Origin of the sequence: Pseudomonas sp. NPDC096925 (assembly GCF_044762545.1) — a bacterium.
Taxonomy (GTDB): Bacteria; Pseudomonadota; Gammaproteobacteria; order Pseudomonadales; family Pseudomonadaceae; genus Aquipseudomonas.
Genome location: NZ_JBIWEM010000002.1, coordinates 612,448 through 637,895, shown reverse-complemented (window position 1 = coordinate 637,895; position 25,448 = coordinate 612,448). Strand labels below are relative to the sequence as shown.

Annotated in this window: 23 protein-coding genes and 1 pseudogene; 10 read left to right on the top strand and 14 right to left on the bottom strand. The window is 62.7% G+C overall.

The genetic code is table 11. The annotated features are described in order from the left end of the window. The first annotated feature begins 2 nt into the window (after nucleotides 1-2). Together ACIQYU_RS08875 and ACIQYU_RS08870 are read left to right on the top strand one after the other, a co-directional pair. Nucleotides 3-818 (top strand): gamma-carboxygeranoyl-CoA hydratase, encoded by an 816-nt coding sequence (locus ACIQYU_RS08875; protein ID WP_233686908.1) that lies wholly within the window; start codon nucleotides 3-5, stop codon nucleotides 816-818. Further along, nucleotides 815-2,767 (top strand): acetyl/propionyl/methylcrotonyl-CoA carboxylase subunit alpha, encoded by a 1,953-nt coding sequence (locus tag ACIQYU_RS08870; RefSeq protein WP_207831102.1) that lies wholly within the window; start codon nucleotides 815-817, stop codon nucleotides 2,765-2,767. Before ACIQYU_RS08875 ends, ACIQYU_RS08870 begins: the two co-directional genes overlap by 4 nt. A gap of 136 nt (nucleotides 2,768-2,903) precedes the next feature. On the opposite strand, the gene ACIQYU_RS08865 is transcribed toward ACIQYU_RS08870, so the two are convergent. Together ACIQYU_RS08865 and ACIQYU_RS08860 are read right to left on the bottom strand one after the other, a co-directional pair. Further along, nucleotides 2,904-3,518, bottom strand: a complete 615-nt coding sequence (locus ACIQYU_RS08865; RefSeq protein ID WP_333956890.1) for a S24 family peptidase — start codon at nucleotides 3,516-3,518, stop codon at nucleotides 2,904-2,906. Between the two features lie 86 nt (nucleotides 3,519-3,604). Then, entirely contained in the window at nucleotides 3,605-4,312 is a 708-nt protein-coding gene (locus ACIQYU_RS08860; protein ID WP_284379434.1) for a LexA family transcriptional regulator, read from the bottom strand. Nucleotides 4,313-4,400: 88 nt separating this feature from the next. On the opposite strand from ACIQYU_RS08860, the gene ACIQYU_RS08855 reads away from it, so the two are divergent. After that, nucleotides 4,401-4,712 (top strand): DUF6124 family protein, encoded by a 312-nt coding sequence (locus tag ACIQYU_RS08855; RefSeq protein ID WP_284379437.1) that lies wholly within the window; start codon nucleotides 4,401-4,403, stop codon nucleotides 4,710-4,712. A 439-nt stretch (nucleotides 4,713-5,151) separates the two neighbouring features. Then, a complete protein-coding gene (locus ACIQYU_RS08850; RefSeq protein WP_063912627.1) occupies nucleotides 5,152-5,667 on the top strand; it encodes a DUF4880 domain-containing protein in 516 nt (171 codons plus the stop codon). Between the two features lie 53 nt (nucleotides 5,668-5,720). Here ACIQYU_RS08850 and ACIQYU_RS08845 read toward each other — a convergent pair whose 3' ends face one another. From ACIQYU_RS08845 to ACIQYU_RS08830, 4 genes are all read right to left on the bottom strand, one after another. Next, a complete protein-coding gene (locus ACIQYU_RS08845) occupies nucleotides 5,721-6,911 on the bottom strand; it encodes a Bcr/CflA family efflux MFS transporter (RefSeq protein ID WP_402799502.1) in 1,191 nt (396 codons plus the stop codon). A 235-nt stretch (nucleotides 6,912-7,146) separates the two neighbouring features. Further along, complete coding sequence (locus tag ACIQYU_RS08840) at nucleotides 7,147-7,557, bottom strand: SRPBCC family protein (protein WP_233693656.1); 411 nt, start codon at nucleotides 7,555-7,557, stop codon at nucleotides 7,147-7,149. A gap of 73 nt (nucleotides 7,558-7,630) precedes the next feature. After that, entirely contained in the window at nucleotides 7,631-8,641 is a 1,011-nt protein-coding gene (locus ACIQYU_RS08835; RefSeq protein ID WP_233693657.1) for an aldo/keto reductase, read from the bottom strand. A gap of 215 nt (nucleotides 8,642-8,856) precedes the next feature. Then, the gene (locus ACIQYU_RS08830; protein WP_063912631.1) at nucleotides 8,857-9,777 is read right to left on the bottom strand and encodes a LysR substrate-binding domain-containing protein; all 921 of its coding nucleotides are present in this window, start codon (nucleotides 9,775-9,777) and stop codon (nucleotides 8,857-8,859) included. 196 nt (nucleotides 9,778-9,973) lie between these two features. Here ACIQYU_RS08830 and ACIQYU_RS08825 point away from each other — a divergent pair, with 196 nt between their 5' ends. The 4 genes from ACIQYU_RS08825 (at nucleotide 9,974) to ACIQYU_RS08810 (ending at nucleotide 13,961) form a co-directional block, all read left to right on the top strand. Then, on the top strand, nucleotides 9,974-10,723 hold the full coding sequence (locus ACIQYU_RS08825) for an SDR family NAD(P)-dependent oxidoreductase (protein WP_063912632.1): 750 nt from the start codon (nucleotides 9,974-9,976) through the stop codon (nucleotides 10,721-10,723). Nucleotides 10,724-10,797: 74 nt separating this feature from the next. Then, nucleotides 10,798-12,096: an MFS transporter gene (locus tag ACIQYU_RS08820; protein WP_108480834.1), complete on the top strand. Its 1,299-nt coding sequence runs from the start codon at nucleotides 10,798-10,800 to the stop codon at nucleotides 12,094-12,096. A 21-nt stretch (nucleotides 12,097-12,117) separates the two neighbouring features. Then, entirely contained in the window at nucleotides 12,118-12,966 is an 849-nt protein-coding gene (locus tag ACIQYU_RS08815; protein ID WP_063912634.1) for a transketolase, read from the top strand. Beyond that, nucleotides 12,963-13,961, top strand: a complete 999-nt coding sequence (locus tag ACIQYU_RS08810; protein WP_015271019.1) for a transketolase family protein — start codon at nucleotides 12,963-12,965, stop codon at nucleotides 13,959-13,961. Before ACIQYU_RS08815 ends, ACIQYU_RS08810 begins: the two co-directional genes overlap by 4 nt. 209 nt (nucleotides 13,962-14,170) lie before the next feature. Here ACIQYU_RS08810 and mdeB read toward each other — a convergent pair whose 3' ends face one another. Both mdeB and ACIQYU_RS08800 read right to left on the bottom strand, forming a co-directional pair. Further along, nucleotides 14,171-16,834, bottom strand: coding sequence for an alpha-ketoglutarate dehydrogenase (gene mdeB, locus ACIQYU_RS08805; protein WP_402799053.1), 2,664 nt, complete (start codon nucleotides 16,832-16,834; stop codon nucleotides 14,171-14,173). Between the two features lie 103 nt (nucleotides 16,835-16,937). Further along, the gene (locus tag ACIQYU_RS08800; protein WP_402799050.1) at nucleotides 16,938-17,960 is read right to left on the bottom strand and encodes a D-cysteine desulfhydrase family protein; all 1,023 of its coding nucleotides are present in this window, start codon (nucleotides 17,958-17,960) and stop codon (nucleotides 16,938-16,940) included. Nucleotides 17,961-18,071: 111 nt separating this feature from the next. On the opposite strand from ACIQYU_RS08800, the gene ACIQYU_RS08795 reads away from it, so the two are divergent. After that, entirely contained in the window at nucleotides 18,072-18,953 is an 882-nt protein-coding gene (locus ACIQYU_RS08795; RefSeq protein WP_063912637.1) for a LysR substrate-binding domain-containing protein, read from the top strand. Between the two features lie 51 nt (nucleotides 18,954-19,004). On the opposite strand, the gene ACIQYU_RS08790 is transcribed toward ACIQYU_RS08795, so the two are convergent. The 4 genes and pseudogenes from ACIQYU_RS08790 to ACIQYU_RS08775 form a co-directional block, all read right to left on the bottom strand. Continuing rightward, on the bottom strand, nucleotides 19,005-19,739 hold the full coding sequence (locus ACIQYU_RS08790; protein ID WP_402799046.1) for an amino acid ABC transporter ATP-binding protein: 735 nt from the start codon (nucleotides 19,737-19,739) through the stop codon (nucleotides 19,005-19,007). Next, nucleotides 19,726-20,373, bottom strand: coding sequence for an amino acid ABC transporter permease (locus ACIQYU_RS08785; RefSeq protein ID WP_233693661.1), 648 nt, complete (start codon nucleotides 20,371-20,373; stop codon nucleotides 19,726-19,728). The genes ACIQYU_RS08790 and ACIQYU_RS08785 overlap by 14 nt, the downstream gene beginning before the upstream one ends. After that, nucleotides 20,374-21,039 carry an amino acid ABC transporter permease gene (locus tag ACIQYU_RS08780; protein WP_207831086.1) on the bottom strand — a complete coding sequence of 222 codons (666 nt, stop codon included), beginning with the start codon at nucleotides 21,037-21,039 and terminating at the stop codon, nucleotides 20,374-20,376. A gap of 22 nt (nucleotides 21,040-21,061) precedes the next feature. Continuing rightward, nucleotides 21,062-21,795, bottom strand: a pseudogene (locus ACIQYU_RS08775) (transporter substrate-binding domain-containing protein). Nucleotides 21,796-22,109: 314 nt separating this feature from the next. Here ACIQYU_RS08775 and ACIQYU_RS08770 point away from each other — a divergent pair. Next, nucleotides 22,110-22,796, top strand: coding sequence for a FadR/GntR family transcriptional regulator (locus tag ACIQYU_RS08770; protein WP_063912641.1), 687 nt, complete (start codon nucleotides 22,110-22,112; stop codon nucleotides 22,794-22,796). Here ACIQYU_RS08770 and ACIQYU_RS08765 read toward each other — a convergent pair whose 3' ends face one another. Beyond that, nucleotides 22,797-24,179, bottom strand: a complete 1,383-nt coding sequence (locus tag ACIQYU_RS08765; protein WP_233693663.1) for an MFS transporter — start codon at nucleotides 24,177-24,179, stop codon at nucleotides 22,797-22,799. Further along, nucleotides 24,176-25,387: an acyl-CoA dehydrogenase family protein gene (locus ACIQYU_RS08760; RefSeq protein ID WP_402799039.1), complete on the bottom strand. Its 1,212-nt coding sequence runs from the start codon at nucleotides 25,385-25,387 to the stop codon at nucleotides 24,176-24,178. Before ACIQYU_RS08760 ends, ACIQYU_RS08765 begins: the two co-directional genes overlap by 4 nt. Between the last annotated feature and the right edge of the window lie 61 nt (nucleotides 25,388-25,448).

Below are 25,448 nucleotides of genomic sequence, written 5' to 3'. Positions count from 1 at the left end.
CCATGAGCGATTTCAGCACCCTCGAAGTGATCCGCGACCCGCGCGGCTTCGCCACCCTGTGGCTGAGCCGCGAGGACAAGAACAACGCCTTCAACGCGCAGATGATCCGCGAACTGATCGTCGCCCTCGACCAGCTGGCCGAGGACGCCAGCCTGCGCTTCGTGCTGTTGCGCGGCCGTGGCCGACACTTCAGCGCCGGCGCCGACCTGGCCTGGATGCAGCAGTCGGCGCAGCTGGACTTCAACACCAACCTGGATGATGCCCGCGAGCTGGGCGAACTGATGTATGCCCTGCACCGCCTCAAGGTGCCGACCCTGGCCGTGGTCCAAGGTGCCGCCTTTGGTGGCGCGCTGGGCCTGATCAGCTGCTGCGACATGGCCATCGGCGCCGAAGACGCCCAGCTGTGCCTGTCGGAAGTGCGCATCGGCCTGGCCCCGGCAGTGATCAGCCCGTTCGTGGTCAAGGCCATCGGCGAGCGCGCCGCACGCCGCTACGCCCTCACCGCCGAACGTTTCAGTGGCGTGCGGGCCCGCGAGCTGGGCCTGCTGGCCGAGGTGTACCCGGCCAGCGAACTGGACGCCCAGGTCGAAGCCTGGGTCGCCAACCTGCTGCAGAACAGCCCGCAAGCGCTGCGCGCCACCAAGGACCTGCTGCGCGAAGTGGACGCCGGCGAACTCAGCCCGGCGCTGCGCCGCTATTGCGAAAACACCATCGCCCGCATCCGCGTCAGCGCCGAAGGCCAGGAGGGCCTGCGCGCCTTCCTGGAAAAACGCCGCCCCGCCTGGCAAACCGATGACAAGAAGGAGCCGCGCCCATGAGCCGCCCCGCTTTGACCACCCTGCTGGTCGCCAACCGCGGCGAAATCGCCTGCCGGGTGATGCGCACCGCCAAGGCCATGGGCCTGACCACTGTCGCCGTGCACAGCGCCACCGACCGTGATGCCCGGCACAGCCGCGAAGCCGATATCCGCGTCGACCTCGGCGGCACCAAGGCTGCCGAAAGCTACCTGCTGGTCGACAAGCTGCTGGCCGCCGCCAAGGCCAGCGGCGCCCAGGCCATCCACCCGGGCTATGGCTTCCTGTCCGAGAACGCGGGCTTTGCCCGCGCCATCGAAGAGGCCGGGCTGATCTTCCTCGGCCCACCGGCCAGCGCCATCGACGCCATGGGCAGCAAGTCGGCGGCCAAGGCGCTGATGGAAGCCGCTGGCGTGCCGCTGGTGCCGGGCTACCACGGCGAAGCCCAGGACCTGGACACCTTCCGCGCCGCCGCCGAACGCATCGGCTACCCGGTGCTGCTCAAGGCCAGCGCCGGCGGCGGTGGCAAGGGCATGAAAGTGGTCGAGGAGGAAAGCCAGCTGGCCGACGCCCTGGCCTCGGCACAGCGTGAGGCGCAGTCATCGTTCGGCGATGCGCGCATGCTGGTGGAAAAATACGTGCTCAAGCCTCGTCACGTGGAAATCCAGGTATTCGCCGACCAGCACGGCAACTGCCTGTACCTCAACGAGCGTGATTGTTCGATCCAGCGTCGTCACCAGAAAGTGGTGGAAGAAGCCCCAGCACCAGGCCTGTCACCCGAATTGCGCCGGGCCATGGGTGAGGCGGCGGTACGCGCAGCCCAGGCCATCGGCTACGTGGGCGCCGGTACCGTGGAGTTTCTGCTCGATGCCCGCGGCGAGTTCTTCTTCATGGAGATGAACACCCGCCTGCAGGTGGAGCACCCGGTCACCGAAGCCATTACCGGCTTGGACCTGGTGGCCTGGCAGATTCGCGTGGCCTGCGGCGAGGCCCTGCCGATTACCCAGGACCAGGTGCCGCTGATCGGCCATGCCATCGAAGTGCGCCTGTACGCCGAAGACCCGGCCAACGAATTCCTGCCCGCCACCGGCAAGCTGGCGCTGTACCGCGAGTCGGCAGCCGGCGAAGGGCGACGGGTGGACAGCGGGGTCAGCGAAGGCGATGTGGTGTCGCCGTTCTACGACCCGATGCTGGGCAAGCTGATCGCCTGGGGCGAAGACCGCGAACAGGCACGCCTGCGCTTGCTGGCCATGCTCGACGAGTTTGCCATTGGCGGGTTGAAGACCAACATCGCCTTCCTGCGGCGCATTCTCGCCCACCCGGCGTTTGCGGCAGCGGAGCTGGATACCGGCTTCATTCCGCGTCATCAGGCGGTTTTGCTGCCCGCACCGCAAGCGCTGCCGGCAGGCTTCTGGGAAGCGGCGGCCGAGGCCTGGCTGCAGGGTCAGGCCGCACATCAGCGGGAGGACGACCGCAGTTCGCCATGGGCCGAGCGCAATGGCCTGCGCCTTGGCTTGCCGGCGCGCAGCAGCCTGCATCTGGTGAGTGGCGGGCAGGACCAGGCAGTAGCCCTGGAGCGCAGCGCTGCGTCTACCTGGCAGCTGGTGGGCGAGCAGTTGGTACATGACCAGGCGGGCGTGCGTCGCCAGCATCTGGCGATCCGCCGCGGTGGCACGCTGTACCTTCACTGGGAGGGTGAGATGCATGCCATCGAAGCCTTCGACCCGATTGCCGAGGCCGAGGCCAGCCATAGCCACCAGGGTGGCCTGGGTGCGCCCATGAACGGCAGCATCGTGCGGGTGCTGGTGGAGCCGGGGCAGGTGGTGGAAGCGGGTACGGCGCTGGTGGTGCTGGAAGCCATGAAGATGGAGCACAGCATTCGCGCGCCGCATGGCGGCACGGTGAAGGCGTTGTTCTGCCAGGAAGGGGATATGGTCAGCGAAGGGACGGTGCTGGTCGATTTGGCAGAGTAAGCGTCCTGGGGGCCGCTTTGCGGCCCTTTCGCGACACAAGGCCGCTCCCACAAGTACCGCGCCAACCTCAAGGCATGCACCGTACCTGTGGGAGCGGCCTTGTGTCGCGAAAGGGCTGCGCAGCAGCCCCGGCAATCTAGAAGGAGCCATGCACCCGCACGACCACGCCCAGAAACTCGCAGCCTTCTTCACACAGGACTGTCGGATAGCGCGTATTCAGCGGCTTGAGCATCTTGTCTCCGCCCTCCTCGACCAACTGCCGCAATACTGCCGGCCGCCCGGGCTGCCGCGCGATTACCAACCTCCCTGGTTCTGCCGGCAGGCCGGTATCCACCAGCACACGCATGCCCTCAGGCACGCTCTTGCCACTGGCGGCATTCATCGAGTCGTTTTCCACCACCAGCCAGAACGCATTGCCGGCGGGCATATAGTCCGTCTGTTCATGGGATTTGCTTGCGTCAGGCATAGGCCCCTGCAAATCAGCCCAGCTCAGCACGGGGAAGCGATAGCTTCTACAACCCCCTGAGGCTTCAGACGCTATGCCACGCTCAACCACCATGACTTGGGCCTCCAGAGACCCCAACCCAAGCTTCTCGAGCTTTTCGTTGATGGTCTCCAGTGTCGGCCGTCGTGTACCGCGCAACCAATGCCCTACGCCGCCCTGTGTCATCCCCAGGCGTTCGGCCAGCTTGAGCTGGCTGAGGTTGTGTTCACGCTTGTAGCGTTTGAGAAATGCGATCCAGTTTTCCATGAGCGGATACTGCAGCTCCAAGACTTGCGCCATCCCTGTAGGAGCGGCCTTGTGTCGCGAAAGGGCTGCGCAGCAGCCCCGGCAATCTAGAAGGAGCCATGCACCCGCACGACCACGCCCAGAAACTCGCAGCCATCCTCACACAGCAGCGCCGGGTAGTTGCTGTTAAGTGCCTTCAGGTACCGTTGCCCACCTTCCTCCGCCAACTCACGGAAGATCGCCGGTTTGCCCGGCTGACGAGCGATAACCAGACGCCCTGGCTCGGCATCTACCCCAGGGTCCACCAACATCCGCATACCCTGCGGCACACTGCGGCCACTGGCGGCACTCATCGCATCATTCTCGACGGTCAGCCAGAACGCCTTGCCTTGGGCCAGGTAGTCAGTCTGCTCGAACACACCTGGCTCCACCCCCTCTGCGATACCTAACTCTTCCCAACCCAGCACCGGGTAGCGGAAGCACACGATGTATTGCATGAGGTCCAGGTCGTCATCGGTGTCATCCACCTCGTAAATACCGCGTTCCTCGCCAACCTGACCAATAATGCGCAGCTGTAGGCTGACGTTGTAGTGGGGCATGCCAATCTCGACGAATGTGCGGTTCATCGACTCGATCTTCGGCTGCCGCCGCTTGTTCACCCAATGCCCGACGCTGCCCTGAGACACGCCAACGCGCTCGGCAAGCTGCTCTTGAGTGAGCCCTAGCTCCTCCATCCGGTCACGGACGAGGGCAATCCATTTATCCATATTCATCGCTGGCACGATACGGACTGCCTTCTGGCGCTCAATAAACATTCAGTATTATTTATCGGAAGGCATAAAAATACTTTAGGTATTAGTATCGACCTGGACCCTTTCCCTACTGGCTTTAGCAGGTATCAGGATGAAACCACCGAAAAACGACGAAACAGATCTCGACAGCGAAGCCGCCCGCCGCGCTCTCGACTACTACCTCAACCCCAACCCACCGCGTCCCACTCTGGACAACAAGATCTGGACCCTGCACCAGGGCGTAACCACCGACCAGGCGCAGGAGCACGCCATCGCCCTGCTGCGCTGCGCCGCCGCCACCGCACAGGAGACCGCAACCCACCAGCAGGGCAGCCAGCGCGAGCTGACCTTCGCCCTGATGCACATGATGGACATGGCCCGCGCACTGCTGGAGCACAAACGCACCGGGGAACCGGGTTTGTAGAGACGAAAAGAAGGGAGAGAACGTGATGGCCGGGTAACGGCAAAGCCCCGATTGCCGGGACAAGGAAGCGCACCGGTAAAACTTTTTTACCGGATTAGCGAAAATTCATTTGACTGGCAAATGATAACGATTATTATTGCACTCAGCTGATCGCAAGATCTGCTGGATAACCTGGAGCTTAGGTCGCTCTCAGATTATCTCCTCATCAGGCTAATCACGGTTTTTGACCCGGCTTTTTGCTGGGTCTTTTTTTTGGCTCTTCAGGCTAATGAAGATCGTGATGGCGCGCATGATAGCAAAGGTGTTTCAGGGCGTGAACGCTCATTACAAAACTTTGCGGAATCAGCACTTGAGAATCAATCTCGTTTCGCCTACGCTGATCATGCATCACGGAAGATGCCCCCACCCCTCTCCCCCTTACCAGAGCAAGGAGCTGTCCATGACCCGTCTGCTGCTGCCCCTTGAGCACCCAGGCCCTGCTGCCGAACATCATGTCGACGACGCCCTGCTGTACGCCCTGAAGCGCCTGCCACGGCGTGTGCAACAGGTGTTCCTGCTCAACCGACTCGACCAACTGGATTTCGCCAGCATCGCCGCCCGCCTCGACCTGCCATTGGCGAGCATCGAGCGGCACATGGACCAGGCACTGCAGGCCGGCCGCTCGCGCCGGGATGTGCTGGCGAGTGTTGCCGGGCAATGGTACGTGCGCTTGCAGAGCCCACAGGTGACGGCGTGCGAGCGGATTGATTTTCGCCGTTGGCTGGATGCGGACATGGCGAATCTGCAGGCGTTCCATGACACGGAACTGCACTGGCGCAGCCTGTTGGCACCGGCACGGCAACTGGGCCAGGACGGCTGGTACCGGCAAGGTCGGGCGGCACTGTCGTTGGGCGGCTGTTCGGTTGCGGTCGGACTTGGCGTGGCGGCGTTGGTGCTGTTTGGTATCTGGGCCTGATCAACACCTCAGCTACGCCGTAATCGCTTTCACCGAGGATGGCTCGCTTGCTATCAAGTTCGAGTGCTCGATAGCGTTTCCGTCAGGCATGCAAGCAGTAGCCATCCGCACAAACTGACACCCAGGAACAAAAGCCCCAGGCTCATCGGCAGTTCGCTTTCGACGCCAGCAACAAGACTGCCAGCCAGACCACCACCTACGAACAACAACGTCGTATTGAGCGACGCTGCCGCACCGGCCTGATGCGGGTAGCGCGCCAAGGCTTGGGTCGTTGCAGCAGGACGCACCAGCGTTGTCCCGGTCGTGCAGATGATCATCGACAGCAGCAGCCCCGCCACCGTCAATCCCGCTAGCTGCTCCCAGATCAACAGTGTGATGCCCCCGGCAGCTATAAGCAGGAATCCTGTCTTGATCTGAACCTGCGGGCTTACACGATTGTTCAAGTAGGTCGCAGCTGCTCCGCCAGCGATATACGCAAGCCCATAGGCGATAAATACCACCGAGAATTGATATGGCGTCAGCCCCAGGCGGTCCATCAACGCCAATGGCGCGACCACGATGAAGGAAAAATGGCAGGCAAACGCGAGGCTGGACAGCAGGGAGTGCGCAAGATAGGTCGTATCACGCAGCATGACCCAATAGCTGCGCATGCCCGAACTACGGCCTCGCGATGCAGGCGTGTCCTGCAGCAATGCATATGACAGGCATGAAACGATCACGGCTATGAAAGCAAATACCGTAAAGCTGCCTTTCCAGCCAAAGGATTGTTGGAGAAAAGCGCCTGCGACCGGTGACAACGAGATGAACAGCCCACTTGCGCTGGTCAGCAGGATACGCATGGCATTGCGCTGTCTACCACTGTACAGATCCTGCACGAGCGCCTGGCCCAGCACGAAACTCCCGCAACCCAGGGCCTGCAGCAAACGGAACGCCATGAACGTCTCATAGCGGGTTGAAAGTACACAACCCACTGCCCCTGCAATGGACACTCCCAACCCAGCGAGCAACAACCGCTTGCGCCCCATGCCATCCGACAATGGCCCGATCACGATTTGCGCCAAGGCGACACCAAACGCAAAGAAGCTCACCGAGTAGGCTATCTGCTGTGACTCGACGTGAAACTCGTCTGCGAGCGCAGGGAATGATGGCAGGATTACATCCAGCGGGAATACACCCAATAGACACAACAGAATCAACAAGGCTGAGCACAGATAGCTATTGAGTGACCCCAAGGGCCCGGAAATAGTCACTGGAATCTCCCTGGAAGCGCCGAGCCCTGATGGTAGCGATACCCTGAAGATGTACAACCCGGACCGGGCAGCGAAACCTCCGATGGAGTTGTAGGACCTTTCCCTATCACTTATTACCGATGAGGTCTGATGCCATATGGCTTTCTGTTGACTGGACAGCTAGCCCCCAGCGACGCCTCGGGATTCGGATCCTGACACTGTCGCCGGGCAAGCCCTTCCAGAAAACCGCTTAGCCTTCCAGCCCTTTCTTCAGCGCCGCCAGGCCGTCTTCATAGATGCCAGCGAACAACGCAGTTGCCTCAGCATCGCTGATACCCACCGGCACGAACGACCCGGACCATTCCACACGAGAGCCGCTACCTTCAACCACCACGCGCAGGGTCGACTGGTAGTCACGCACCGGCGCCGGGCCCGTGAGGATGGTGTAGCTGTAGCTGCGGCCGGCCTCGTTGAAGTCCAGCAGGCGCTCGATGATGGTGTCGCCAGCCACGCTCTTCAGGGTTCGAACGCGGCCGCCTTCGCTCAGGGTGCTTTCGGGGATGAACGGCAGCCAGTCGGGCAGCGCGTCGAAACCGCCAATCAGTTGCCAGACGCGGTTGGCATCGGTTGCCAGGGTGATGGAAGCTTGTGCAGTTGCCATGGTGATTCTCCTCGGGGCGTGGCCCCATTGATTCGGGGTAGACAGGGCCGCAATGCGGCCCTGCAAGATCGGTTCAAACAGCAGGTACCGGAGCCTGGGCGTTGATCAGCCCTTGCTGGCGCAGGTCGTTCCAGAAGGCCATCGGAATCACCTTGCTCAGGGCGGCGAGGTCTTCGTTGGCGTGCGCCGGGCGGGTGGAGCCCGGGATCACCGAGACCACGGCCGGGTGTGCCAGGGCGAACTGCAGGGCCGCCGCCTTCACATCCACGCCATGGGCACGGGCCACGGCACGGATGCGCTCGAGCCTGGCCAGCACCGGCTGGGTGGCTTTCTGGTACTCGAAGTGCTCGCCGCCGGCAGTAACACCCGAGCTGTACGGGCCACCCACGACAATGCCGACACCCTGCTCCACCGCTTGCGGCATGACGCGTTGCAGTGCGCGGTCGTGGTCCAGCAGCGAGTATCGGCCGGCCAGCAGGAAGCCGTCCGGACGGGCTTCTTCCAGGTCGAGGGTCAGCTCGATCGGCTCGACGCGGTTCACACCCAGGCCCCAGGCCTTGATCACACCTTCTTCACGCAGACGGGTCAGTACGCGGAAGGCACCAGTACGGGCGACTTCGAACTGGCTCAGCCATTCGTCACCGTAGAAGTCCTGGGCGATGTCGTGGATCCAGACGATGTCCAGGCGGTCGGTCTTCAGGCGGCGCAGGCTGTCTTCGATCGAGCGCAGGGTGGCGTCGGCGCTGTAGTCGTTGACGATGCGGTTGCGGTTGCCGTGCTCGAACAGGCCGCTTTTTTCGCCCAGTTCACGGGCAGCCGGGTCTTCCAGTTCATCGAGGATGATGCGGCCGACCTTGGTGCTGAGCACGTACTCGTCACGTGGGCGACCGGCCAGGGCATTGCCCAGGCGGCTTTCGGAGAGGCCGGCACCGTAAAACGGCGCGCTGTCGAAGTAGCGCACGCCGTTGTTCCAGGCGGCATCGACGGTAGCCTGTACTTCGTCTTCAGGTACGTTGCGGAACATGTTGCCCAGTGGGGCGGTACCGAAGCCCAGCGGGTTGGCGATAAGGGATTTGAGGTTCATGTGCATTTTCCTGATGAGGGAGTCGGTTGTGAACTCCAGTGGCTGCAATCCTATGCGCCACCCACCAAGACCGTCCAAGTCATATTTCGAACGACTTTAGACCTTTTATGCAACACCATTCAATCGTGCTTCACTATGCCTGTATCCCACCATGGCATCGATGCGATAGCGATCAGCCCCTTGTTGCACCCAACAGTCTGTCGTGCGGACTGCTCTCAGTAATTGAAATCATGACCGAGCTGGCCCTGCACCCATTCAAGGAATTGTCGAACCCTGCGGGTTTCAGCATGGCCTCGAGGAAAGACCAGGTGGTGGGCACTGACGGGCGTCGCCAGGTCTTCTGCAAATACCGGTACCAACTCGCCGCGGGCGATATAGTCCTGCGCCAGCAGGGAACTCTCCAAGGCCAGCCCATACCCATGGCTGGCGGCCTCCAGGCTCATGTAGGAGCGATCGAAGCTCAGTGCGTAGGGGGACTGAGGCAACGCCACACCTTGCTGGGCGAACCATTGGGGCCATTGCACCAACGCGGCTTCCGACAGGATCAGGTTCTGCCCCAGCAGATCGCTGGGCTGCTCGATAGACGTACGCTCGAGAAGCCGTGGCGAGGCCAGCACAGTTGCACGTTCATGTCGGATGGTGCGCACTTCCAGGCTGGGCCAGTTGGGGTAGCCATGACGAATATCCAGGTCGATCTGATGACGGCCGAAGTGCAGCGACTCGTAGGAGCACGACAGGTTGATCTGGATTTGCGGGTGACTGTTACGAAAATGGTCCAGGCGCGGTAGCAACCAGAGCAGGCCGAAGCTAGGTGCGGAATGAAGCCGCAGGCAATCGAAGCCCACCGAGTTGCCAGCGCGCTCGGTGGCAGTAGCCAGGCTCTGCAATATGCCTGACACCTCGCGCAGGTACTGCTCGCCTGCCGGGGTCAGCGCAACACCCCGTGCCTCGCGAATGAACAATGGGCGACCGATCAAGGCTTCCAGATTGGCAATCTGGTGGCTCACCGCAGAGGGCGTGAGGTTCAACTGCTCTGCGGCACGTGCGACGTTGGCGAAACGAGCAACTTGCTCGAAGGCCTGAATTGCTTTCAGGGAAGGGATCTGAGGAAGTTTTCGAAGGTTGTCCAGGCTCATGACCATTCCTGAAGGATTCACAGCGGTACCAAGGCTTTTACCTTCCTGTAAGCCCCAGGCACAAGTCGAGGGCTGAATTTTTTTCAGCACCGGGTGAAAGAGGCAGCGTTGCTCGGGGTGCTGTCCGGGACGAAGCTGTGCCTATCGGTTCTGCCGGAACCGTCGCTCACAACAATAATCATCTGGAGCAACCTCGATGCTGTTAACAGGAAAATTTGCCGTGATCACCGGCGCGGCCTCTGCCCGAGGTATCGGCCGGGCAACAGCCCAGGCGTTTGCCGACCAAGGCGCCAGAGTCGCCATCCTCGACCTGGACGCTACTGCCGCAGCCGAAGCTGCCGCTTCACTTGGCGAAGGCCACCTTGGCCTGGCTGCCAACGTTGCCGATGAAGCACAGGTACGTGATGCCATCGCCCAGGTACTCGCGCAATTCGGTCGGATCGACGTGCTGGTAAACAACGCCGGTATCACTCAACCGGTGAAAACCCTGGAAATCACCGGGGCTGACTATGACCGGATTCTCAACGTGAACCTGCGTGGCACATTGTTGATGTCCCAGGCGGTGATCCCAGCCATGCGTGCGCAACGCGCCGGCAGCATCATCTGCATGTCGTCGGTGTCTGCCCAACGTGGTGGCGGCATCTTCGGTGGCCCCCACTACAGCGCAGCGAAGGCTGGCGTGCTCGGTCTGGGCAAGGCGATGGCCCGTGAACTGGGACCGGACAATATTCGCGTCAACTCGATCACCCCAGGCCTGATTCACACTGACATCACCGGTGGCCTCATGCAGGATGAGCGCCGTCACGCCATCATCGAAGGCATCCCGCTGGGCCGCCTGGGTGAGGCGCGCGATGTCGCCAATGCGGCATTGTTCCTGGCCAGTGACCTGTCCAGCTACCTGACGGGCATTACCCTGGATGTCAACGGCGGGATGCTGATCCACTGAGCATCCGGTGCATCGTGACCTGCACCTGACCCGGCGCAGGTCACGCGTTCGATAACAACAAGAGATCAGAACGAATGACCACAATAGCGCTCGATGCGGCATCCGCCGCACGCAGCAGCGCCTACCGTAAAACGGCCTGGCGACTGATGCCTTTTCTCATGCTCTGCTACCTGTGCGCCTATCTGGACAGGGTCAATGTCGGCTTTGCGAAGCTGCAGATGATGGACGACCTTGCCCTTTCCGAAGCGGTCTACGGACTGGGCGCTGGCATGTTCTTCATTGGCTACTTTCTCTGCGAGGTGCCCAGCAACATCATTCTGCACAAAGTGGGCGCTCGACGCTGGATCGCTCGCATCATGATCACCTGGGGCATCATCTCGGCGATGTTCGCCCTGGTAGAGACAGCCTGGCAATTCTATACCCTGCGCTTTTTGCTGGGGATCGCCGAAGCAGGCCTGGCACCGGGGCTTCTGCTGTACCTGACCTATTGGTTCCCGTCTTACCGCCGGGCGAAGATGACCGCGCTGTGGTTCATCGCGATTCCGCTCTCGGGCATGATCGGTGGCCCCTTGTCGGGCTGGATCATGGAGCGCTTTGCCGGCGTGCACGGCTGGGCGGGCTGGCAGTGGATGTTCCTGCTCGAAGCCATCCCCACCGTGCTGGTGGGCATCCTGGTGCTGAGCTACCTGAAGGATGGCGTCGATCAGGCCCATTGGTTGAGCGACGAAGAAAAAGCCCTGGTGCGCAAGGAACTGGCTGAAGACGAGCAACACAAGGTGAACCACGGCTCGGTGGCCGAATTCATCCGCGACCGTCGGCTCTGGTTGCTGGCGGGTATCTACTTCTGCGTGGTGATGGGCCAGTACGCAATCACGTTCTGGCTACCTACGCTGGTACGCAATGCCGGCGTCAACGAACCTTTGCACATCGGCCTGCTGACCAGCCTGCCGTACCTGTGTGCCATTGTCGCGATGCTGTTGGCCGGGCGCAGTGGCGACCGTCACCGTGAACGCCGCTGGCACCTGGCGATCCCCATGCTGATCGGCGCACTTGGCCTGAGCCTCGCCGCAGCACTGGGCAGCAGCCTGACGCTGTCGATCCTCAGTCTGTGCCTGGCTGCGGCAGGGGTGCTGTCCGCCTCCTCGCTGTTCTGGATGCTGCCCACCACGTTGCTGGGAGGTGTCTCGGCGGCAGCAGGCATCGCGGCGGTGAACAGTTTTGCCAACCTCGCCGGTTTCTGCTCGCCGTACCTGATCGGCTGGGTCACTACCACCTTGGGCAGCAATGCCATCGGCATGTATCTCATCACGGCCGTACTCATGTTTGGCGCCTTCCTGGTGTCGCGAGTACCGGCCCATCTGGTCAATCGTTGATTCGATAAAGGAGTCACCTCAATGACTGCTGTGCCTACCTACACTGAGGCGCTGCCGCTGGCTGTGCGCGCCCGAAATATCCGCCACCACGCATTGCGCATGGGGCAAGTCCAGGGCCAGGGCTATGTCGGCCAGGCTCTGGGCGCCGCCGACTTGCTGGCAGTAGCGTATTTCCATGCGCTGCGCATCGACCCCGGCAACCCCGAATGGGAGCAACGCGACCGCTTCTACCTGTCCATCGGGCACTACGCGATCGCCCTCTATGCCGCACTGATCGAGGCCGGCGTAATCCCCGAGGAGGAGCTTGAAACCTACGGTAGCGACGACAGCCGCTTGCCCATGTCCGGTATGGCTGCCTACACCCCAGGCATGGAGATCACCGGTGGCTCGCTCGGCCACGGCTTGGGCATCGCCGTCGGCGCTTGTCTCGGGCTCAAACGCAAGGGGTCGGACAGCTGGGTGTACAACCTGCTGTCCGATGGCGAGCTCAACGAGGGCTCGACCTGGGAGGCTGCCATGTCGGCCAGCCATTGGCGGCTGGACAACCTGATCGCCATCATCGATGTGAACAACCAGCAGGCGGATGGTCATTCCAGTGAGGTACTGGCCTTCGAGCCAATCGTCGACCGCTGGCAAAGCTTTGGCTGGTTCGTCCAGCGAGTGGACGGCAATGACCTGGATGCGCTGGTCGGCGCCTTCGACCAGGCCCGCGCCCACACCGGGGCACAACCGCGCGTCATCATCTGCGATACCCGCATGGGCAAAGGCGTGCCTTTCCTGGAAAACCGCGACAAGACGCACTTCATTCGCGTCGATGAAAACGAATGGGACCTCGCCCTCAAAGCGCTGGACGCCGGGAGCCAAGCATGAGCACTGTGAACTCACCCAAGAAGCGCCTGACCACCTCGGCCATGATCGCCTCGATTGCCGCCGACGGTCAGCCGACCCGCCCTGCCCCGTTCGGCCATGCCTTGGCAAGCCTGGCCGAGCAACGTCAGGATATAGTTGGACTGAGTGCCGACCTGTCCAAGTACACCGACTTGCACATCTTCGCCAAAGCCCACCCCGAGCGCTTCTATCAAATGGGCATGGCCGAACAATTGCTGATGAGCGCCGCCGCCGGCATGGCACGGGAAGGCATGACCCCCTTTGCCACCACTTATGCGGTGTTCGCTTCCCGTCGGGCTTATGACTTCATCTGCATGGCAATCGCAGAAGAGAACCTCAACGTCAAGATCGTCTGTGGGCTGCCTGGCCTGACCACCGGTTATGGCCCTAGCCACCAGGCCACGGATGACCTGGCCATCTTCCGGGCGATGCCCAACCTGATGATCGTCGACCCCTGCGATGCGCTGGAGATCGAACAGGCTGTGCCAGCGATCGCTGCCCATCAGGGTCCGGTCTACATGCGGCTGCTGCGCGGCAACGTACCCTTGGTGCTCGATCGCTACGACTACCAGTTCCAGCTGGGCAAGGCACAGGTGCTGCGCGGTGGCCGAGACGTGCTGTTGATTGCCAGTGGCCTCATGACCATGCGCGCCCTGGAGGCTGCGGAGCAGTTGCAAAAGGACGGCGTGGATGTGTCGGTGCTGCACGTGCCTACCATCAAACCGCTCGATGAACAGACCATCCTCGCCGAGGCACGCAAGCCTGGCCGCCTGGTGGTCACGGCGGAAAACCATTCGATCATAGGGGGCCTGGGGGAAGCAGTGGCGGGCGTACTGCTGCGCAATGGGGTCACACCCACCTTCCGCCAGATCGCGCTACCGGATGCGTTTCTCGATGCGGGTGCACTGCCGACTTTGCATGACCGATACGGGATCTCCACTGACGCTGTGTCGAGGCAGATCAAGGCGTGGCTTTAACCGTAACGACGGATAGAACCTGAGGCGGCGGATGGCACCGGCTTTGCCGGTGTTCGCGGGTGAATCGGGCTCCCACAAGTTACGCGCAAGGTTCAAGGGCTGCGCAAATCCTGTGGGAGACTCCATGGAATCTTTAGCGCGCCAAATGCTGAGGCAACCCGCTGGCCCCGCGGGTTGCCGGCCAAGCACGCTGGCCGGCTTGCAGATACTCAGCGGTTCCAGGGTGCCTCGGCGTGTGCGTCGATGCCATAACGCAGCCGCGCTGCGGCGTGCTTGCCAGGATCGATGCCTGCCAATGCCGCCAGGGCAATGTGCTGACGATCAACCTCGAAGAAGCGACGCAGTGCCGAGCGCGTGTCACTCCGGCCAAAGCCATCGGTACCCAGGGCGGTGAACGGCGCGCTGACATGGGCAGCGATCAACTGGGCATAAGCACGCACGTAGTCGCTGGCCGCCACCACCGGCACAGGCCCGGGCAGGCAGCGCTGCAAGTGGCTCTGCCCTTCGCACTGGCTGCCGAAAAGGCGCTGGCGCTCTACCTCGCGAGCATCGCATGCCAGCTCCGAGAAACTGGTGACACTCCAGATCTGGCTACTGATACCCCAGTCCTGCAGCAACAAATCGGCGGCGGCGATCACCTCCCGCATGATGGCGCCGGAACCCAGCAGGCGTACCGCAGGCTCATCGGCTCCGCGCGTGCCGTACAGGCGCATGCCACGGATCACATCGTCGTGTTCGCTGTCCTGCAGCGGGGCCTGGGTGTAGTTCTCGTTGGTCACCGTCAGGTAGTAGAACTCATCGCATTGCTGCTCGAGCATGCGTCGGCTGCCATGGTCGATGATCACGGCCGCCTCGCTGGCGAACGCCGGGTCGTAGGCGCGGCAGTTCGGCACCGTGGAGGCGATGAGCTGGCTGGTACCGTCCTGGTGTTGCAGGCCCTCGCCTGCCAGGGTGGTGCGGCCAGCGGTGGCGCCAATCAGGAAGCCACGGGCGCGCTGGTCGGCAGCCGCCCAGATCAGGTCGCCGATGCGCTGGAAACCGAACATCGAATAGTAGATATAGAACGGCAGCATCGGCTCGCCGTTGACGCTGTAGGAGGTCGCTGCGGCGACCCACGAAGAGACAGCACCGGCTTCGGTAATGCCCTCCTCCAGCAACTGGCCGTCGGTGGACTCCTTGTAGTACAGCAATGCACCGGCGTCTTCCGGTTCGTAGAGCTGGCCAACCGGTGAATAGATGCCAACCTGGCGGAACAGATTGGCCATGCCAAAGGTACGCGCCTCGTCGGCCACGATGGGCACGATGCGTGGGCCGAGCTGCTTGTCCTTGAGCAGGTTGGTGAAGAGCCGGACCACAGCCATCGTGGTGGAAATCTCACGATCGTCAGGGGCCAGGGCGAACCGCGCATAGTCGGCAAGCGGCGGTACCGCGATGCTGGGGGCCAGGCTGGTGCGTCGAGGCAGGTAACCACCCAACGACTGCCGACGGGCATGCAAGTAGCGCAGTTCTGGGCTGTCATCGTGCGGTCGATAAAAGCGCATCTCCTCCACTGCCTGGTCATCCAGCGGCAACGCAAAACGGTCCCGAAACGCCTTGAGCGCCTCGACGTCCAGTTTCTTCTGTTGGTGCGCGGTGTTGCGCGATTCGCCGGCCTGGCCCATGCCAAAGCCCTTCTTGGTCTTCGCCAGGATGACCGTCGGGTGCCCCTTGTGGCGCTTCGCTGCGTCGAATGCAGCGTGCAACTTGCGAAAATCGTGGCCGCCGCGACGCAGGCCATCGATTTCGGCCGGGCTCATGTGAGCGACCAGCGCGTGCAGCTCCGGGTCGAGGTCGAAGAAATGCGCAAGGTTGTAGGCTGCATCGTTGGCACCCAGGGCCTGGTACTGGCCATCGACGGTGCTGGCCAGGCGGCGCAGCAGAACGTGGTGGTGATCCCGGGCGAACAGGGCATCCCAGCCCCAGCCCCAGACCACTTTGATAACGTTCCAGCCAGCACCCTTGAACAGCGATTCCAGCTCCTGGATGATTTGCCCGTTACCGCGCACAGGCCCGTCAAGCCGCTGCAGGTTGCAGTTGATCACGAAGGTGACATTGTCCAGCTTCTCCCGTGCGGCAAGCGACAGTGCTGCGACCGATTCCGGCTCGTCCATCTCGCCATCGCCGAATACCCCCCAGACATGACGCCCTTCGGTCGAGGCAATGCCACGGTGTTGCAGGTAGCGCAGGAAGCGGGCCTGATAGATTGCGCTGATCGGGCCGATGCCCATGGAGCCGGTCGGAAACTGCCAGAAGTCCGGCATGAGCCAAGGGTGGGGATAGGAGCACAGCCCGCCGCCATCCACCTCCTGCCGATAACGCTCGAGTTGCTGTTGCTCCAGCCGGCCCTCCAGGAAAGCGCGGGCATAGACACCTGGCGCGGAATGCGGCTGGAAATACACCAGGTCGCCTTTGCCTTGTGCAGTATCGGCACGGAAGAAATGGTTGAAGCCCACTTCGAAGATTTCCGCGGCAGAGGCGTAACTGGCGATATGGCCGCCCAGCTCGCCATAGGCCTTGTTCGCCTTGGCCACCATGGCCAGCGCGTTCCAGCGAATGATCGAGGTAATGCGCTCTTCCATCGCCAGATCACCGGGGTACTCCGGTTGCTGTTCCACGGCGATGGTGTTCTGGTAAAGCGAGTATGGGTTGGCAGCGATTCGAGCCCCCAGGTGGCCGGCATGCTCGGCCAGGCGTTGCAGCAGGAATTCCACCCTCCCACTGCCCTCGGTGCGTGCTACGCCCTCCAGGGCATCCAGCCACTCGTTCGTCTCGACGGTATCAACATCTTCAGTACCTTGATCGGCGATCCTGGGCACTTGAATCGGGTTACTCATTTCACACGACCTCAGGTAATTGAAACGACAGCCGCGGGTGCGCCTACTCAAGGTAGACCCCACATTCATCATGCGCAGGCATAAGCACCCGGCGCACTCGTACCTATGCGCCCTGCAGGGCCGACCGATAAGCGAAGATCCCCGGCGCCCCACCGGTCATCAGCAGCAAGATGTTGTCACCCTGTGCGTACAAGCCGCTTTCCAGGTCGGCGACCAGGCCGGCGAACGCTTTTCCGGAGTAGACCGGATCAAGCAACAGCCCCTCGGAACGGGCCATGAGTTGCAACGCCGACAACATGGCTTTCGTCGGAACACCATAGCCCGCGCCGCGATGTGCACCATCGACGGCAATCATTGGCGGCTCGATAACCTGCTCGCTGCCAAGCAGTTCCAAGGTCTGCCGGGTAAGTTCAAGCGTGCGACGGTGCGATTCAGGCGCCTCGGCAAGTACCGCAAAGGACTTGATGAAGCCCGGCGCCCGCCCCATCGCAGCAAACCCGGCGGCCATGCCCGCATGGGTGCCGGAACTGCCATTGGCCATGACCATGTGCGTGAACTTCAGGCCCATGCTGGCTTCCTGCCGGGCGATTTCCAGCGCGGCCTTGGCATAGCCCAGGCCCCCCACGGCTGTCGAGCCGCCGGTGGGAATAACCTTGACCTTGCAGCCCTGCATTTGCAGTTCCTGTGCACGGGTGTCGGCCCAACTCGCCGTGGTAAAACCTTCAGCCACGATATGCACGACGGCCCCGAACAGCTCATCCAGAAGCACATTGCCGTTGTGCTCGTACTCTTCATCGTCCCGGGGTACGGCACGGCCCAGCACAAGTTCGCAACGCATGCCCAGCTTCGCACAGGCTGCCGCAGTCAAACGTGCATGATTGGATTGCAGCCCACCCATTGTCACGACCACATCCACCTTGTCTCGAAGGGCCTCGCCAAGGTGAAACTCAAGCTTTCGCAGCTTGTTGCCACCGCCGCCCAGGGCCATGTAATCGTCACGCTTGGCGAACAGCTTGATGCCGCGCTTAAGCAGCCCGAGCGAATGCTCAAGGCCTTCAAGGCGCTGAATGGGTGTTGGCCGGTCGACGAGGCTGACTTGTGGAAAATGTTCGAGCAGCGAATGCAAGGGCGCCACGGGGCTTACCTCATTGATGACTTGACAGTCTTCACGGTAAGCAAAAACAATTTGTTAATAAATACAGGTATTGTTCAATCATATTTAACCAGGAGTTAAAATATGGACCGCCTGCGCGCCATGGAGGTATTTGTCAGCGTCGCCGAACAGGGCAGCTTCAGCCAGGCCGCCGAGCACCTGGACCTGTCAGTGGTAATGGTGAGCAGGTATATCCGCCAACTTGAAGATGCAATGCAGGTCGAACTGATCCAGCGCAGTACCCGGCGCATGCACGTCACCGAAGCAGGCCGCGTGTTCTACGAAGAGTCCAGGCAGGCACTGGACCAGGTTCGCAAGGCCTATGAGCGCGTTGAAAGCTTGCAACAGGCACCCAGCGGACTATTGCGTATCAGCGCCCCCATGACCCTGGGCTCGTCGCTGCTCGCGCCGCTGGTTGCCGGCTTTCTCACCGAACACCCGGACGTGCGCGTTGATCTGGTGCTCAGCAACAGTGTCGTCGACCTGATGGCCGAGGGGTTCGATGCTGCTTTGCGCATTGGCAACCTGGGTGATGCAGATCTGGTGGCCAAAGCACTGCGCCCCTATCGGATGGTGATCTGCGCCGCCCCCGGCTACCTGGACAGGCACGGGCGCCCAGCCGTTCCGGCAGACCTGGCCGGGCACAGGTTACTGGCGCACTCCACATGGACCAACCGTTTCACCTGGCCCTTGCTGGACGCTGGCAAGGAATACCCCTGGCCGGAACACTGGGTGCTGAAAAGCAACGATGGCCAGGCACTGCGGCTGGCCGCCCTGGCAGGCAACGGGATCCTGCTGCAACCCGAGTTCCTGGTGGCCGAGGACCTTCGCGCAGGGCGCCTGGTCACACTGCTTGACGACTTCCTGCCCGCTACCCGCCCGGTCAACCTGGTCTATCTGCGCCAGCGCAGCGCGCTACCCAAACTGGATGCCTTCATTCGCTACATCCTGAGGCATGCGGGGTAAGGGGCCGCGCCGAATCGGCACTGGCGCCTTCGCAGGGCAACACGATGGACCCTAACCCCCTGCCACGCTACCGATGAAGTTCGCCAGCTCTGCTGTCCGGGGGGCCGCGAAAACCTCGCGCGGATGGCCCGTCTCGTGGACCTTGCCCTGATGCATGAAGACCAGCTTGTCACCGACTTCCCGGGCAAAACGCATTTCGTGGGTGACCATGATCAGGGTCATGCCTTCACTGGCCAGCTGGCGCACCACACTGAGCACCTCATTGACCAGCTCGGGGTCGAGCGCCGAGGTGATCTCGTCGCACAGCAACACCTTGGGCGACATGGCAAGCGCCCGGGCAATCGCCACCCGCTGCTGCTGGCCGCCGGAAAGGCGGTCCGGGTAGGCGTCGAACTTGTCGCCCAGTCCAACCCTGGCGAGCATCTGTTCGGCCAACTGGCGGGCCTCGGCCTTGCCGGCCTTCTTCACCACCTGGGGCGCAAGCATGACGTTCTGGCCCACGGTCAGGTGAGGGAAGAGGTTGAACTGCTGGAACACCATGCCAACCTTCTGCCGCAGCGAGCGCAAGTCGGCGCGGCTGGCATCCAGGTATTCGCCATCCACCTCGATCACCCCGTCGCTGATCGACTCCAGGCCGTTGAGGGTTCGCAGGAAGGTACTCTTGCCGGAACCGCTACGGCCGATGATGGCGACCACCTCGCCCTCCTCGATCGCCAGGTCGACCCCCTTGAGCACATGGTTGTCGCCGTAGTACTTGTGCAATGCGGACACTCTAAGCAGGGGCATGCAGCTTCCTCTCCAGATAACGGGCGCTCAGCGAGAGCGGGTAGCAAAGGACGAAGTAACCCACGGCCACCAGACCGTAGATCAGGAACGGTTCAAAAGTGGCGTTGGCCAACATGCCGCCAGTCTTGGTCAGCTCGGTGAAACCGATGATCGAGGTCACCGCCGTGCCCTTGACCACCTGCACCGAGAACCCGACTGTCGGTGCGACGGCAATGCGCAGGGCCTGGGGCAGGATCACATGGCGCAACTGCTCCAGACGGCTCATGGCCAGGCTGCCGGAGGCCTCCCACTGGCCATGTGGTATGGACTCGACGCAGCCCCGCCAGATCTCGGCGAGAAAGGCACTGGTGAACAGCGTCAAGGCGATGGCCGCCGCCATCCAGGCCGACACATCGATGCCGAACAGGGCGATGCCGAAAAACACCATGAACAGCTGCATCAGCAGCGGCGTCCCCTGGAACAGCTCGATGTAGCTCCTCGCCGCGCCACGCAGCAACCGGCTATCGGAGATGCGCGCCAACAGCAGCAACAGCCCGGCAATACCACCACAGACGAATGCCACCAGCGACAGCAGCAAGGTCCATTGCAAGCCTGCGAGCAGGTTGCGCACGATGTCCCACAAGGTGAAATCCATTCAGCGTCTCCCCATCAACGCGCGTCGACCGAACCATGCCAGCAGTTGGCGCACCAGGATGGCCATGACCAGATACAAGGCCGTGGTCAGCAGGTATGTCTCGAAAGCCCGGAAGTTGCGCGACTGGATGAAGTTGGCAGCGAACGACAGTTCCTCTGTGGCGATCTGCGAGCATACCGCCGACCCGAGCATGACGATCACGATCTGGCTCGACAGGGCCGGCCAGACCTTGGCCAGTGCAGGTTGCAGCACCACATGGCGAAAAGCCTCGAAACGGCTCATGGCCAATGCCGCCGCAGCCTCCAGTTGCCCTCTGGGGATGGCCTGGATACCCGCCCGAATGATCTCGGTGGAATAGGCGCCAAGGTTGATCACCATGGCCAGTACCGCCGCCTGCCATTCCGTCAACCGAACGCCAAGCGCGGGCAGGCCGAAGAAGATGAAGAACAACTGGACGATGAAGGGCGTGTTGCGGATCAGCTCCACGTAAAGGCCGAACAGGGCATCGAACGGCCGTAGTCGCCAGGCGCGTACCAGCGCACCAAGCACACCGATGGCCACCCCGAACAGGGTGCCGATCAACGTCAGCTCAAGCGTGAACACAGCCCCTTCGAGCAGCAGGCCGCCCTGGGCCAGCACCGGGGAAAAATCAAATTGATAGGCCATGGGTCAGCGACTCCAGGGCCGTTCAAAGGTCGGCCGGCAATGGCTGCTTCAGCCATTTTTCGGCATTGCGGTTGAGGCTGCCGTCGGCCTTGGCCGCATCCAGGGTGGCGTTGACCTTCTCGAGCAAGGCCGGCTCCTGCTTGGCCAGGCCCACGTACACGGGCGAGTCCTTGAGCTTGACCTTCATCACCGGCACCTTGCCCGGGTTCTTCTCGGCAATGACAGCCATCACCACGCTGCCGCTGGCGATCAGCTCGACCTGGCCCGACAGGTAGGCGGCGATGGTCGAGTTGTTGTCCTCGAAGCGCTTGATGATCGTACCCTGTGGGGCGACCGCGGATAACGCCATGTCCTCGATCGAGCCACGCGTGACACTGATGGTCTTGCCGGCAACGGCACCGATATCGTCGACCGACGTCTCGGCCGGCCCGAACACTGCCAGGTAGAACGGTGCGTAGGGGCGGGAAAAATCGATCACCGCTTCTCGCTCGGCGTTCTTGCCAGGCTGGAAATCACCAGGTCGACCTTGCCGGTCGTGAGGAACGGAATGCGATTGGTGCTGTTGACCGGGGTCAGCACCAGCTTGACGCCGAGCCTGTCAGCCAGCAGTTGCGCGGTGTCGATGTCCAGCCCGCGGGGTTTGAGGTCCGGCCCTACCGAGCCGAAGGGAGGGAAGTCCTGGGGTACGGCGACCTTGAGCACGCCCCGGGCAGTGATGTCGGCCAGCGCATCGGCCTGGGCCTGGGAAACGCTCATGACGCCGCCGCAAAGCAGGGTGGCCAGAAACAGGGTACGGATGTTTTTCATGGAAAATGCCTCGGGTGCATGCGAAGAAGTTGCCTAGCCCGAAAAGCACAGGCCGTGCCAGTGTTGCCCGGCAGCCCCGGAATACGCTTTCGCCCCTTGGCATCACGCGGTCTTACTGGTCTGAACAGATAGCACCAATCGCTCTGCCATCGCCCCCCTTTCGTGCAGCCACCTGCCCCGTTGCGTCAGCGTGGGGCGAGACTTGCCAGACAACCGCTAAAGCCTTTAAAAAGCGCAGACCCCTTGCCAGCTGGTCTGAACAGATGCTCGACACACTCCCCCGTGCAGTTCCGGAAATCGCTTTGCAGGCTATCCGCAGGCTGATCCAGGACGGCGACTACCAGCCTGGTGATGCCCTGCCCTCCCAACGTGACCTGGCAGAGCAGTTGGGTGTAAGCCGCGCCTCCCTGCGCGAGGCGCTGTCCTCCTTGAGCGCCTTGGGGCTGGTGAGCGTACAGCCGGGCAAGGGGGTATTCGTCCAGGCGCCGCCACCCGCTACCGGTTTCTCCTGGCCCTATGCCGAACAGGTATCCGCCGTCGATACGTTCCAGTTGCGCTATGCACTCGAAGGGTTTGCCGCCGGCTTGGCGGCGCTGTACCTGACGGCAGCGGACATCGATGCGCTCGAAGCCAATGTCGAGTCGATGCGCCAGGAGCTGCGTGCTGGCCATTTCGAGGCCGCCGCGCGCCTGGACTTCGCCTTTCACCGTCGCCTGCTGGAAGCCAGTGGCAACCACGCCATGCTGCAGGTGATCACCACCAACCAGGACATTTTCCTGGAGAGCCAGAAGCTGCCGTTCATTCGCCCGGAACGCGCCATGGAGACCTGGCAGGAACACCGCAAGATCCTGCGCCAGCTTGCCCGTGGCAACCAGGCCGGGGCGCAGCGTGCGATGCAAGAGCATATCCGCAACGCGGCATCGCGCACGAACGTGGTGTTCGCGTGCTGACTAGTCCGACAAACGCCGGAACACCAGACCGGAAATTCCACACATGGCAGCGCACAGCACCATCACCGTAGCGATATCGGCCACCGAGGTTTCGCTGCGCCCGTCCAACCCGGCCAGCATCCCTAACAGCCCCCCTGCCAGGCTCACCGACATGGCCATGGTCAGCTGCACGGACATCGCCGACAACGAACTGGCCGCCGCCGATCGCTCACCGGGCACGTCCTGATAACTGGCAGCCCCCAACGTCGAGAACTGCAGTGAACGCACCAGGCCTGCGGCGAACAGCACCATAGCCATCAGCCACACAGCAGTATCACGATCGAAACTGGCGCACAGGGCAATCCCCACACCACTGAGCACGGCATTGCAACTGAGCACCCGTCGATAGCCGTAGCGCCGCACCAATGGCACTGCCAGTACCTTCATCAGCAGCGCGCCGACGCCGCCGCTGACCACCAGCCATCCCGCAGCCAACGGGCTCAAGCCCAGGCAGTTCTGCAGCAGTAGCACGATCAGGAACGGCTGGGCTGCCGAACCCAGGCGGAACAGCCCGCCACCCGCCTGGGCCACGCCAAAGCTGCGCAGGCGCAACAGCGACAGGTCCACCAATGGATTGGGATGTCGCCGCGCGTGCAGCAGATACCCCAACGCACAGGCTCCCCCACCGGCCACCAGCACCATCGCCCAGGCCTGCGGCAACTGCCCCAGCCCCAGCGATTCCAGGCCGAACACCAACATGGCCAAGGCACCGCCGCTGAGCAGCAAGCCACGCACGTCCAACGGTGGCACCGGCCGTGCCGGATAGTCCGGTACATGGCGCAGGATCAGCCAGCAACCGAGCAGGCAGATAGGCAGGTTGATCAGGAAGATCCAGTGCCAGGACAGCACCGTCACCAGCAAACCGCCGAGCAACGGACCGACCAGCGGCCCCACCAGTGCCGGCAGGGCCAACCACGACATGGCCTGCAGCAGCTGCTCACGGCTCGACCAGCGCAGGATGATCACCTGCCCCACCGGTGTCATCAGAGCCCCGGCTGCCCCCTGCAGCATGCGCCCCAGGCACAGCTGCCAGAGCGTATCGGCCAGGGCGCAGGCCAGCGAGGCGCAAGTGAACAAGCCCATCGCCGACAACATGACCTGGCGTGGGCGAAAGCGCTCGGCGGCCCAACCGCTGACCGGCACGCACAGGGCCAGGGCAAGCATGTACAGCGACACCACCAGATTCATGCGCAGCCCTGGCTCGCCGAAATCGGCGGCCATCCGCGGCAGGGCGGTCATCACCGCAGTGCTGTCGAGCAGCTCCATGAACAATGCGGCACCGATGATCACCGGCACCTTGGGGCTTTGCACATGGCCGGCCAGCAAGGCCGGCTGGGCAGTCAAAACAGCCCCGAGACAGGTGGGCGAGTGCCCTTGAGCTGCCAGGCACCGACCACCGCCGCCTTCCACTGGCGGGGGTTATGATTGGCCACGGTGCGGGCGTTGCGCCAGTGGCGGTCGAGGTTGTGCTGGCGGCCGGTGGTGGAGGCACCGCCAACGTCGAACAGCGTTTGCGCAGCCTTGAGCGCCAGCTCGGCGACCAGGTACTGGGTCTGCGCCACCTCGATCGCGGCCTGCTCCACGGCGGCTTCATCCAGTTGCGCGGCCCAGGCCTTGTCGATGGTTGCAGCGGCCTTGAGCACCATGGCCTCGGCGCCATAGGCACGGGCAGCGATATCGCCTACCGACAGCTCAACATAGGGGTCATCCACCGAGCGGCTGGCCGTGCTGTGCTTGATCGGGCGGGCATGCTCGCGGGTGAAGCGGGTGGCGTCGTCCAGCGCATTGCGGGCAATACCGCCCAGCACGGTGGCAAGGAACAGCTGCAGGAACGGCGTGACGATGGTGCGCTTGCCCTCCTCCACGGTGCGCGTGCGGATATCGCTGGCCTCGACGCGCACATTGCGCAAATGGGTGGTGCCGCTGGCGGTCAGGCGCTGGCCCATGGCATCAAAGTCGTCGACCAGCTCCAGGCCCTCGCGGTCGCGTGGCAGGATGAACGACACCGGCTGCTCGTCCTCGTCCAGGGCAACGGCGCTGACGTAATCGGCGAACAGCGCCCCCGTGCTGTAGAACTTGCTGCCATTGGCGCGAAAGTGCTCGCCCTCCCGCACCAGGCGCGCGGCGATGGCGCCGTTGGCACCGCCCAGTTCCCAGCCGGCATTGCCAATCACCGCCCCCTGGAGATAGCGTGCGAACCAGCGCTCGCGCTCCTGCTCGGCGCCTTCGGCCTGCGCGGCCAGCAGGCCTTCGACGAAGGCAAAACCTGGGCGCAGGGCCTGGGCCACGTTGGAATCGACCGAGGCGACTTGCAGCAGCAGTTCGATCACATCGCTGACAGTGCCGCCGGGGCCACCGTACTGCTCAGGGATACGCACGGTGTAAAGCCCGGCTGCCGCAAGCTGGGCAATGGCCGCATGGGGCAGCTGGCGTTCGCGCTCGCGCTGCGCGGCACCTTCGCCGATTGCGGGCAACAAGGCCACGATGCGGGCCTTCAGCTCCGCGACGCTGGTGGCCGGAGCCAGGGTTGGGAAACGTTGAAATGTGGTCATGGTTCAGTCCTTTAAGTGCATCTTTCGTTTAAGCGACCCGAGCCTGGTGGGAGCAGCTGTC